The sequence below is a fragment of the Streptomyces sp. NPDC031497 genome, assembly GCF_055580905.1.
In genome coordinates this window covers 55,930-66,499 of sequence record NZ_JBVIKO010000025.1, presented here as the reverse complement: position 1 = coordinate 66,499, position 10,570 = coordinate 55,930, and the positions used below count along the sequence as shown (strand labels likewise).

The window sequence follows — 10,570 nt, the reverse complement described above, 5'->3', positions numbered from 1 at the left end:
CGCGCGTTGTTTTTTTTTTGGTGGTTGTATGGGGTGTCCCCCCCCCCCCCCCCCCCCCCCCCCCCCCCCCGCTACTGAGGGGATGGAACGAGAGGGTGGCACGGGCGCCGCCCGTGGTGGATCTAGTACGGCTGGTCGTCACCGGCCGAGCAGCTGCACTCGGCGCCCTCGGCGGCCTCGTCCAGGTCGGCGAGGATCTGGAACTCGTCGTCCTTGATCAACGCGGTGGTCAGCGGTACCGGCAGAACACCGGTCGGGCCGTCCGTCGGGCGGCGGCCGATGGTGAGCAGCACCGGCTCGCTGGGCGGGGTCAGGATTGCGGTGGGCGGAGTCATGATCCGTAACCTCCATGTTGGCAGTAGAGCTCTCGTCGGTCCCCCGCCTCTTGGTAGAGCCTGGCCAGCGGTCGGCACGTGCGGCACGTGCCGACCTTCGTGCAGCCGGAGCATCCACCGGTGCGGAGCTGTAGGGACTCGGCGACCGCGCCGAGTCGGGGGAGGGCTTCGACGCCCTCGGTGATGAGGTTCACGCTCGGGTCACGGCCGACCTTGCAGATCGACGCGATGCCGTGCGGGTTGACGTGGAAGAACGTGTGGCCGGCGTTGCAGCCGGTGAAGATGCTGCGGGCCTTGAGATGGCCCAGTGCCTGCGTCGCCAGGGGGTTCGCCTCGCCGTCGATCGTGGGCGACATGTTCGTGAAGACCTGGTGAGGGAAGCCGTACGACTTCGAGAGGCGCACCATCGCGTCTGTCTCGTGCGCGTTGCCGTCCGACACGATCACGTTCAGGCGGACCGGCAGCTTGTCCTCGCGGGCGGCATCCAGGCCCTTCAGAAACCGGCCGAACGCCCCGCGATTGCGCGTCACCTTGTCGTACGTTTCGGCGGTGGCTCCGTAGACGCTCAGGGTCAGTCGGTACGGCCGGTGGCGGGCGAACAGGTCCCGGATCGGCTGCTTCCGCAGCGAGGAGCCGTTGGACGAGACCTGGACCATCATCCCGAGCTGGTGGGCGTACTCGTACGCCGCGCCGAACTCTCGGTCGATCAGCGCCTCACCGCCTGTGATCTGCAACCACAGGACGCCGGCGTCCCTCAGTGTCTGGAGCAGCGTCTGCTTACCGGCCCAGTCCAGGCCCTCGAACCGCTTCTCCCCGAGGTAGCAGAACTCGCAGTCGTAGTCGCAGCCGAGGTTGATCTCCCACGACGCCTTGCCGTACCCGTACCGTGACCGCTCGCGGACGAGGACGACGTCGCCGACCGGCGACGAGGGCAGCTCGGTCCCCCACGCATCCCTCGCCGCGTCGGCCAGCCAGTCCGGGACGGATCGGCCTTCAGCGCCCGCGGTCCGCAGCTCCTCGTAGCGGACCTCCGGGATGCGCACGCCGGCCGCCCGGCCGGGCTGGACGAGGAGGTACTGGGCGAGAAACGGGCTGGCCAGGAGCTGCGGAGCTGCTTTGGGCCTCAGCCTCTTGGCGCTCGTGTTCGTCTCGATCATGGGACCTCCACGAGGTGGGTGCGGTTGGTCGGGCCTGGTGGTGGGCGGCGATCAGGTTGGCCGCCCGCTCGGCCGGTGAATCCCTTCTCCAAGCGCGGGTCAGGGCGTGATCCGTGCGGTCGAGGCGGCCACGCCGATCACGAAGCCGCACGAGGCGGACACGAGCACGATCAGCAGTGGTCCCGCGTAGCGGGCGGCTCTGGATACCTGGGCGGCGACACGGCGGCTCACGGCTTCCACCAGGCCCTCCACGGGCGGGTGATGATCTCCCGGTACGTATGGTGTGAGGGGTTGCGGCCACCATGCGTGAACACCCAGCTCTGCGGTTCGGCGAAGTCGGTGCCGGACAGTGAGGTTTCGCCACAGACCGCGCACTGCATCGCGTACGTGGTGGGCTCGGCGTCGGGTTCCCGGTCGGGCTGGAGGGTCTACCGCTTGCGGCACATGATCGCGCGGCTGGTCATCGAACCGACTCCAGAGTTGTGGCGACGTAAGGGTGCTGGAGAGCAGCGCGGAGGGCATGCGTGTCGGTGAGGGTGTCGTCGTCGGGTAGCTCGCACCATCCGCCGAACCAGCCGTCGAGCAGTTCCAGGCCGGGGGCGACGAGCCAGGAGTCGGTGGAGAGGTGCCGTACCGGCAGATCGTCCCAGCTGGCTTCGGAGCCGGTCGGGACGGCGTAGTAGAGACGCCCGTTGGGCCTGTCGTAGAGCACGGGGCCGACGGAGGCACCGGTGCCGCGCAGGTAGGCCAGAGCCAAGAGGCCGATCTCGGCCGAGGTGCGCACGACGTCCCAGCCGTCGCCGACCTTCAGTAGCCGCAGTCCCGGCACGTCGTTCACCATGGGCGCACTTCGCAACGCGTCACGCACGGACATCACACACCTCCCTGCGGCCGAAGACTTTGGCTTGCGCTGAGCGAAGAGGCGGATCGCCTGGTCGGAGTGAGAGGGCGGACCACAATCAGACGAGCGCCTGTTGCTGTTATCTGCCGCTCGCGCTCGGTGCCGAGGCCCTTCGGGCCGAGGTGGCTGAGAGCTGGAACTACGGCCCCGTAGGCATCGGGGAGTTCGAGCGCGTCGAGCAGACCGACGAAGGCGGGGGAGCGGACGATCACTGTGGCGTCGCGGTCGGTGAAGACGCCGCACAAGGCCAGTTCGTGCCGGTCGCAGTATTCGGTGAGGCAGTCGACGAGAGCCGTATGGCGGGGTAGGCCGCCGGTGACGTGACGCAGGTAGCCGAAGACCTGAGGGAAGGCGATGGGGCGGCGTTCGGTGATGAGGTCGTCGTCCATGCCCACAGCGTCGGCCGTCGTGAACGGCCTCGAAATGACCTGCTGTTGTACTTCCGTTGCACTTCCCGCCCCACGTCGTCACTGACAGTGCTTCCATACGTGACGTAGGGAGGTCATCCGTGGTCAGCGTGCAGCAGTGGACAGGTCGGGAGGCGAGCGCCCTGCGCGCCGCGTTGCGTATGAGCATGCGCGCTTTCGCCGAGCACCTCGGTGTCGCGCTGCGCACGGTTGCGAAGTGGGAGAGCCTCGGCGCGGAGACGCAGCCACGCCCGGACACCCAGGCCATCCTCGACACTGCGCTCGCACGGGCGGATTCCGCCTCCCAATCCCGGTTCGAGACAGTGCTGTTCCCTGAACGGCAGAGCGCGCGGCCGACGGACTACGAGACCTGGACCGAGGACATCGAGCGCGCTGTTGTCTGCATCAGCCGCCAGGACTTCCCTTTCGCCTCAACCCTGTTGAACCGCTGGCTGGGCAGCCGTGCACCCCACCAACTGGACGACAAGGGCCTCTATTTGTACGGCCGTTCCCTCGTGCTCCTTGGCGACCTCCAGCGCGATCAGGGCGCGATCCTCGGCCCACTCTCAGCCCGGCACTCCTACCTGACCGCTCGCGGCATGTTCACCGAGCTCGACATCCCGCGCCGGGTGGCCCAGATCGAGCTGTCCCTCGCTGTCGTCCAGGAGATGTCGGGCCAGCTGGAATCCTCCGCCCGCCACTACGAACTGCTCGCCGGGGACGAGCGCTTGAGCCCGCGCGACCGTGCCAGGGCCCGGCTCTGGGTGGGTACGGCGCTGAGCAAGGAGGGCGACAACGAGTACGCCACCGGCGTCATGGTCGAGGCCACCCGCTCCTTCGAGGACCTGGGCGAACCGGAGGACTGGTCGGTCGCGCACCAGAAGCTGGCCCTGGCCCACCGCGGTGCCGGCGACCTGAAGCAGGCCCTGCACTACATCGGCATCGCGCGCACGACCGGCACGGTCGACTCCCCGATGCAGCGGGTGCGGTTGGACACCGCGTACGGGCACATCCTTCTGTCGGATGCGGCGACCCGGAATGATGGGCTGTCCGTCCTCGATCAGGCGGCACACGTGGCCCGGCAGTACGGGCTGAGCCACCAGCTGCGCAGCATCGAGGGCATCCGCAAGGACCAGCAGGGATGAGCCAGGGAGTGCCAGTGCCGGAGCACGAGCAGCGCCAGATCACCGACGAGCAGTTCCACGACGCGACGCTGATCTGGAACTACCACCAGATGGGCCACGAGCAGCGGCCCTGCTCGGCGGCGATCGGCCTGGGTAGCCACGACCTCGGGGTGGCCACCGCGGCCGCCGATCTGTACCGCGCCGGTCTCTTCTCAGTCGTGGTGTTCAGCGGCGGCAACAGCCCCACCACCCGGGCCCGTTTCCCGCGCGGCGAGGCGGTGCACTACCGCGAGCATGCGCTGAGCCTGGGTGTGCCGGACGCAGCGATCCTGGTCGAGCCGAAGGCAGCCAACACTGGTCAGAACATCACGTTCTCCCGTGAGCTGCTGGCCGAGGCCGGCATCGCGGTGGAGTCGCTGCTGCTGATCTCCAAGCCGTACATGGAGCGCCGCTCGTACGCGACGTGCCGCAAGCTGTGGCCCGAGGCGGAGGTTGTCTGCGCCTCCGAGCCACTGGAGTTGGACGACTACATCAAGTCCATCGGCGACGAGAAGCTCGTCGTCGACATGCTCGTCGGCGACCTGCAACGGGTGATCGAGTACCCGAAGCTCGGCTTCGCCGTCGAGCAGGACGTACCGGGGGATGTGTATGACGCTTACGAGCGCCTTCTGCGCGACGGATTCGACAGCCGCCTCATCGGCACCTGACCCTTCCCATGCCGGTTCGCCGGGCGGGGTGTGCGCGATCCACCAACCGAACCTGTTCCCGCGGCTGTCCACGGTGGCGAAGCTGTACGCCGCCGACCGGTGGATCGTCCTCGACGACGTCCAGTTCGCCCGGCGCGACTACCAGCACCGGGCTCGTCTGGCGGCCCTGGACGAGCCCGCTCGACAGCAGTGGCTCACGCTCCCGACCCGCCTTCCTCACGGGCGCCCGACACCGATCGACCAGGCACGGCTCGCCGAACCCGGCCGATCCCGTCGCACCGTCAGCCTGTTGACACGCCAGTACTACGGCCGCAGCCGCTACTGGCCCGCGGTGCGCGACGTCCTGGACGCGGTTCTCGATCAGTTCGAGGACACCGACCGTGTATCCGACGTTGCCAAGGCGTCGACGGTCGCCCTGCTCACCGCGTTGGGCTGGAGCGGCGAGGTACTGCGCAGCAGCGCGATTCCGACCCGGGTGGGCCGGTCAGAGAGACTCGCCGACCTCGCCGCGGCCACCAGCAGCACCCACTACCTCTGCGGCACGGGCGGCTGGCGCTACCTCGACACTCAGGCGTTCGATGGCCACGGCATCCAGGTGCTGTCCTTCCACACCCCTGTGGACACGGGCGACCCGCTCTGGCGGTGGGTCCGCCACATCAGCAGCCTCTGGGCGCTGAGCCGGATCGGGCCGGAAGCCCTGGTTGCCATGCTGGCGGCCCAACGAGACCATCGGCTTATGGGGGGCTTCACGTGACCGAGCCGCAGGTGCCGGGCAAGAAGCCGTTCCTGTACGTCGTGGTGTGCGCGGCCGGGGTCGCCGGCGACGTCGGCAAGCTGATCACGGCCGCTCAAGAGGCAAACTGGGACGTCGGCGTGGTGGCCACTCCGCAGGGCCTGGGTTTCATCGACACGGAGGCGGTCGAGGCCCAGACCGGCTACCCGATCCGCTCGGCCTGGCGCTCGCCCGGCGATCCTCGTCCACTGCCGCCCGCTGACGCCATCGCGGTGGCGCCGGCCACCTTCAACACGGTCAACAAGTGGGGGGCAGGGATCTCCGACACCCTGGCCCTGGGCATCTTGTGCGAGGCGTACGGCATGGGCATCCCCACGGCCGTCCTGCCGTACGTGAACTCGGCCCAGGCGGCCCATCCCGCATACCGGCAGAGCCTGGAGCGACTGCGCGAGATGGGCGTCCTGATCGGCTCGTACGAGCCGCATCGACCGAAGGCCGGCGGCGGGGCCGACCGCTACCGCTGGGAAGAGGCGCTGGAACTGCTCACTCCCAAGGTGTCCGCGCGGCCGTAATCAGCGCCGCCGTCCTGGTGGTGGCTGCGGCGCTGGAGGGGCTGCCGCCGGTCGGACAGGAGCTGCCTGGCGTGGTGTGACGCTGCGAGCCCTGGCTGCCTCTGCTGGCGGACCTGGGCGTGGCGTTCGCCGAGGCGGCGGATGCGCCAGGTGAGTGCGCGGGCGGGGCTGTGGGCGTCGTCCAGGGTGAGCTGGCTAAGCGCCTGGTCAAGGACGGTGGCCGCGTTGTGTCCTGCTGCTTCTGCCTCGGCGAGCACAGTGGCGAGTGCGATCCAGGCCGAGTCGGCCAGGATGCGCTCGGCGTGTTCCGGCACCGCCTCATGGAGGTGGTGGGCGAAGCGGCGCTTGGTCTGCGGGCTGGGCGCCCGGCTGGCGAGGCCGACCAGGACCGGCTCGGCGACCTGCGCGTACGCGACCTGCAGGTGGACGAGGGCTTGTTCCGCTGCGGCCTCCTGTTGGGCGTGCTGGCGGCTGCGGTGCCAGTGCATCGCGTAGGCGACCGCGGTGAGCGCGACGTCCAGCAGCATCGCCAGTCCGGCGATGTCCCCGTGCCGTGTGGGGTCCTTCCAGATCGCCTGGACGCTGCGGCGCAGGACGCGTGTGCTGTCGAGGTCGGCGGCGATGCGGGAGCGGGCGGCGCGCTCGAAGACGCCGCGGCCTGTTCGAGTTCGGCCTTCAGTGCCGCCGGTGCGGTGACCGGCAGGAGGTCCAGTGCGGCGCCGAGCGCGACCAGCTGTCCTTGGGCGGCGTGGTCGTCGCCGTGGGTGAGGTGATGGGGAATGCGTTCGGTGGCGGCGGTGGCCTGGTGCCACGGGTTGCCCGGTCGGACGGTGACCGGTTCGGGGCTGGTGGTGGCGAGGCGTCGGCGGATCTGGGGGAGGGAGAGGCCGGGGGCGAGGGTGGAGCCCGCATAGAAGACCGGCTCGCCCTTGTCGTTGGTGTCGCCGGGCAGGGCGAAGTTGCAGCCGAGTGCGTCGCCGGACGGGCCGCGCTTGAGGCGCACGCTCACACGGGTGGCCTCCAGCAGGGCGAAGAACTCGGCCTCGTCCGCTGCGGCGGCGACGGCACGGCGGACCCGCAGGCGCAGGACGTCGCGGGAGGTGGCGTCCTGGCCCAGGCGCTTGGCCTACAACCGCAGCGTTTTCAACATGGGTGACTGGAAGCGCGCCCTGGCCGCCGCCGGCGTGATCCCTCCCCGCAAGCGGGGCGCGCGCTACCTCCAGGCGGCCCCGGAAGACGGCATGCACGCCCTCCGGCACGCCTACGCCTCCGTGCTCCTGGACGCGGGGGAGAGCATCAAGGCGCTCTCCGAGTACCTCGGCCACTCGGACCCCGGCTTCACGCTGCGGACGTACACGCACCTGCTGCCGTCCAGCGAGACCCGCACCCGCAAGGCGATCGATGAAGCCTTCACGGAAACGGAAGCCGAGGCGGAAGGCGACGCCGACCCGCCCGGCGCCCAGGGCATATCAGTGCCCCCGCCCAAACCAATGGGCCCTCAATGTGCCCTAGCCGCTGACGGCCGCTCCCCGGCACCAAAAAGGGCGAGGCCCGAAGACCCCGCCCACCCCGCAAGAAACCCCAGCTCAGGGCCACACCAAGCAATAAGGCTGATGCCCCGCCTCATGCAGCCGGTGGCTGAAGTCCTGCCACTCGTGCAGCAGCTGGTACACGTTGAACGCGTCCCTCGGGCCGCCCCGGTCCGGGACCGTCGACCAGATGAAGGCCGCCGCTCCCACCGCTTCCTCGCCGATGCCGCGCAGGGGGTCGACGACCGTCATGGGGAGCTTGACCACCGCGTAGTCCGGGTGCAGGACGACCAGCTCCAGGGGTGGCACCTTGTTCAGAGGTACGCCTTCGATGCCCGTCAGCACCATCGCGGCCATGGTCTCCGGCTTGATCTTGGTGAACATGCCGTTCATGCCGAGCTCGTCGCCGCCGAGTTCCTCGGGGCGCATCGAGATCGGGACCCGGGCCGCGGTCGCGCCGTCCGGTGCGCCGAAGTATTTGTACGTCACCCCCACCCGACCACCATTCCTGCTCCCGGTCTGAAGACGGTCGATTCGGCGATCGATCCGCTGGCCCCTCTGGTCCCACTGATCGATACGTCGGTCGCGCCGCTCGGACTCACTCGGTACGCCGCCCTGTTCCTGACGTGCTGCCTCAGCCGCTTCCTCCGCGTCGCGTCGGTGCCTTCCCCGCCGGGCACGTCGAGGACCCAGGTCGTCAGTCCCCTCGCCCAGTCCGCCACCGCGATGCATATCTCCACCCGACTGCTTTTCTAGGACGCGTGGCCCCCGCCGCGCAACCCGATCATCGTGTCAGTGACCTCCCCCACGGCCGCCCGCCGAAACGTGCGTCGAAACATCAGTCCGCAGGATCTTTACAGCCTCCGGCCGGCTATGTACCGGATGAGCTGGGTGTATCGGGTCACAGTCTCGCAGATGCCCCGGGCACCGCGCGGGTACCGCCGTCCTCCGCTGCGAGAAGACCACCGTCCTCCGCCTACCCTGAGGAGGTCACCCAGCAACCGGAGTCCGAGAAGCCGGAGAAGCCGCACGTCATGAGCGCCCAGAGCGAAACGCCCTATCCCTACGACGCGCCCGTCTCACAGGCGCTCTTCGACCGCGCCTCCGCGGTCACGCCCGGCGGCGTGAACTCCCCGGTGCGCGCCTTCCGCGCCGTCGGCGGTACCCCCCGCTTCATGGTCTCCGGCAAGGGGGCCTACCTCACCGACGCCGACGGCCGCGAGTACGTCGACCTCGTCTGCTCCTGGGGACCCATGATCCTCGGGCACTCCCACCCCGAGGTCATCGCCGCCGTCCAGGACGCCGTCTCCCGCGGTACCTCCTTCGGTACGCCCGGTGAGGGCGAGGTCGCCCTCGCGGAGGAGATGGTCGCCCGGATCGAGCCCCTGGAGCAGGTGCGGCTCGTCAGCAGCGGCACCGAGGCCACCATGAGCGCCATCCGGCTGGCCCGCGGCTTCACCCGGCGCACCAAGGTGATCAAGTTCGCCGGGTGTTACCACGGTCACGTCGACTCGCTGCTGGCCGCGGCCGGGTCAGGGGTGGCGACCTTCGCGCTGCCCGACACCCCGGGTGTCACCGGCGCCCAGGCCGCGGACACGATCGTGCTGCCGTACAACGATCTCGAAGCCGTGCAGGAGGCCTTCCACCGGCACCCCGGGGAGATCGCCTGTGTGATCACCGAGGCCTCGCCGGGCAACATGGGCGTCGTGCCGCCCGCGCCCGGGTTCAACCAGGGCGTCCGGGACACCTGCCAGAGGAACGGCGCCCTGTACATCTCCGACGAGGTCATGACCGGGTTCCGGACCAGCCGGGCCGGGTGGTTCGGGATCGACGGGGTCGTGCCCGACCTGATGACCTTCGGGAAGGTGATGGGGGGCGGCTTCCCGGCCGCCGCCTTCGGCGGGCGGGAGGACGTCATGGCGCACCTCGCCCCGGCCGGGCCCGTCTACCAGGCCGGCACCCTCTCCGGGAACCCCGTCGCCACCGCCGCCGGACTCGCCCAGCTGCGGCTGCTCGACGACGCCGCGTACGAGAAGGTGGACGCCGTCTCCGCGCAGATCCAGGCGCTGGTCACCGAGGCGCTGAGCAAGGAGGGCGTCGCGCACCAGGTGCAGAACGCCTCCAACATGTTCTCCGTGTTCTTCACCAACCGTCCGGTGCGCAACTACGAGGACGCGCGGGGCCAGGAGTCCTTCCGGTTCACCGCCTTCTTCCACTCCCTCCTCTCCGACGGCGTCTACCTGCCGCCGTCGTCCTTCGAGTCCTGGTTCGTCTCCACGGCCCACGACGAGCGGGCCATCCAGAAGATCGCCGACGCCCTTCCGGCGGCGGCCCGAGCGGCCGCGGAGGCCACGGCAGCATGAGCGAGCAGCAGGACATCACCGTCGTCCATGTGATGCGGCACGGCGAGGTCGCCAACCCCGACGGGGTGCTGTACGGCAGACTCCCCGGCTACCACCTCTCCGAGCTCGGCCGGCAGATGGCCGACCGGGTCGCCGAGCACCTCTCCTCGCGGGACGTGACGTACGTCGTCGCCTCGCCGCTGGAGCGGGCGCAGGAGACCGCCACCCCGATCGCCAAGGCGCACGGGCTCGACCTCGCCACCGACGAGCGGCTCATCGAGGCGGAGAACATCTTCCAGGGCAAGACCTTCGGTGTCGGCGACGGGGCGCTGAAGAAGCCCGCCAACTGGAAGTACCTCGTCAACCCGTTCCGGCCGTCCTGGGGCGAGCCGTACGTCGACCAGGTCGTCCGGATGAAGGGCGCGCTGGACGCGGCCCGGGACCAGGCACGCGGTCATGAGGCGGTGCTGGTCAGCCACCAGCTGCCGATCTGGATCCTGCGGTCGTACGTCGAGAAGCGCCGGCTCTGGCACGATCCGCGCAAGCGGCAGTGCACCCTCGCCTCCCTGACGACTTTCACATACGAAGGCGACAGGATCGTTTCCGTCGGATACAGCGAGCCGGCCATCGACCTCGTCCCGGCCCACCTCCGCGCCGGCGCCAAGCCGGTGAAGGGGAAGGACAAGGCCTTCGGGGCGTAAGGCCCCCATGACATACGGTACTTATCCGATCCTTCGTCACATTCGGCTTGAAACAGCGAAGA

Annotated in this window: 12 protein-coding genes and 3 pseudogenes; 7 read left to right on the top strand and 8 right to left on the bottom strand. The window is 69.5% G+C overall.

Annotated features, from left to right (window positions below; all coding sequences use genetic code 11):
- Positions 1-122 precede the first annotated feature (122 nt).
- The 6 genes and pseudogenes from ACZ5K7_RS37740 to ACZ5K7_RS37715 form a co-directional block, all read right to left on the bottom strand.
- The gene (locus tag ACZ5K7_RS37740; protein ID WP_468921068.1) at positions 123-335 is read right to left on the bottom strand and encodes a hypothetical protein; all 213 of its coding nucleotides are present in this window, start codon (positions 333-335) and stop codon (positions 123-125) included.
- Complete coding sequence (locus ACZ5K7_RS37735) at positions 332-1,492, bottom strand: radical SAM protein (RefSeq protein WP_468921066.1); 1,161 nt, start codon at positions 1,490-1,492, stop codon at positions 332-334. The genes ACZ5K7_RS37740 and ACZ5K7_RS37735 overlap by 4 nt, the downstream gene beginning before the upstream one ends.
- Positions 1,493-1,591: 99 nt before the next feature.
- Positions 1,592-1,732 carry a hypothetical protein gene (locus tag ACZ5K7_RS37730; protein WP_388788125.1) on the bottom strand — a complete coding sequence of 47 codons (141 nt, stop codon included), beginning with the start codon at positions 1,730-1,732 and terminating at the stop codon, positions 1,592-1,594.
- Positions 1,720-1,956, bottom strand: a pseudogene (locus ACZ5K7_RS37725) (DUF7848 domain-containing protein). The gene ACZ5K7_RS37730 and the pseudogene ACZ5K7_RS37725 overlap by 13 nt, the downstream one beginning before the upstream one ends.
- The gene (locus ACZ5K7_RS37720; protein ID WP_468921063.1) at positions 1,953-2,366 is read right to left on the bottom strand and encodes a hypothetical protein; all 414 of its coding nucleotides are present in this window, start codon (positions 2,364-2,366) and stop codon (positions 1,953-1,955) included. The pseudogene ACZ5K7_RS37725 and the gene ACZ5K7_RS37720 overlap by 4 nt, the downstream one beginning before the upstream one ends.
- Entirely contained in the window at positions 2,366-2,782 is a 417-nt protein-coding gene (locus ACZ5K7_RS37715; protein ID WP_468921060.1) for a recombinase family protein, read from the bottom strand. Before ACZ5K7_RS37715 ends, ACZ5K7_RS37720 begins: the two co-directional genes overlap by 1 nt.
- Positions 2,783-2,901: 119 nt before the next feature.
- Here ACZ5K7_RS37715 and ACZ5K7_RS37710 point away from each other — a divergent pair, with 119 nt between their 5' ends.
- Genes ACZ5K7_RS37710 through ACZ5K7_RS37695 form a run of 4 tightly spaced genes read left to right on the top strand, consistent with a single transcriptional unit; the run spans position 2,902 to position 5,936 of the window.
- Positions 2,902-3,945, top strand: a complete 1,044-nt coding sequence (locus tag ACZ5K7_RS37710; protein WP_406172555.1) for a helix-turn-helix domain-containing protein — start codon at positions 2,902-2,904, stop codon at positions 3,943-3,945.
- Entirely contained in the window at positions 3,942-4,631 is a 690-nt protein-coding gene (locus ACZ5K7_RS37705) for a YdcF family protein (protein ID WP_468921056.1), read from the top strand. The genes ACZ5K7_RS37710 and ACZ5K7_RS37705 overlap by 4 nt, the downstream gene beginning before the upstream one ends.
- Positions 4,632-4,659: 28 nt before the next feature.
- A complete protein-coding gene (locus ACZ5K7_RS37700) occupies positions 4,660-5,385 on the top strand; it encodes a WbqC family protein (RefSeq protein WP_468921053.1) in 726 nt (241 codons plus the stop codon).
- Entirely contained in the window at positions 5,382-5,936 is a 555-nt protein-coding gene (locus tag ACZ5K7_RS37695; RefSeq protein ID WP_468921050.1) for a flavoprotein, read from the top strand. The genes ACZ5K7_RS37700 and ACZ5K7_RS37695 overlap by 4 nt, the downstream gene beginning before the upstream one ends.
- On the opposite strand, the pseudogene ACZ5K7_RS37690 reads toward ACZ5K7_RS37695, so the two are convergent.
- Positions 5,937-7,062 (bottom strand): annotated as a pseudogene (locus ACZ5K7_RS37690) (mobilization protein); the annotation flags it as partial.
- On the opposite strand from ACZ5K7_RS37690, the pseudogene ACZ5K7_RS37685 reads away from it, so the two are divergent.
- Positions 7,061-7,453: pseudogene (locus tag ACZ5K7_RS37685) on the top strand (tyrosine-type recombinase/integrase); the annotation flags it as partial. The pseudogenes ACZ5K7_RS37690 and ACZ5K7_RS37685 overlap by 2 nt on opposite strands.
- A 69-nt stretch (positions 7,454-7,522) precedes the next feature.
- On the opposite strand, the gene ACZ5K7_RS37680 reads toward ACZ5K7_RS37685, so the two are convergent.
- Positions 7,523-8,197 (bottom strand): hypothetical protein, encoded by a 675-nt coding sequence (locus ACZ5K7_RS37680; protein ID WP_351694308.1) that lies wholly within the window; start codon positions 8,195-8,197, stop codon positions 7,523-7,525.
- Positions 8,198-8,499: 302 nt separating this feature from the next.
- Between ACZ5K7_RS37680 and hemL the strand changes: the two genes are divergently transcribed.
- Both hemL and ACZ5K7_RS37670 read left to right on the top strand, forming a co-directional pair.
- Positions 8,500-9,828, top strand: a complete 1,329-nt coding sequence (hemL, locus tag ACZ5K7_RS37675; protein ID WP_351694305.1) for a glutamate-1-semialdehyde 2,1-aminomutase — start codon at positions 8,500-8,502, stop codon at positions 9,826-9,828.
- On the top strand, positions 9,825-10,508 hold the full coding sequence (locus ACZ5K7_RS37670; RefSeq protein ID WP_351694303.1) for a histidine phosphatase family protein: 684 nt from the start codon (positions 9,825-9,827) through the stop codon (positions 10,506-10,508). Before hemL ends, ACZ5K7_RS37670 begins: the two co-directional genes overlap by 4 nt.
- The last annotated feature ends 62 nt before the right edge of the window (positions 10,509-10,570 follow it).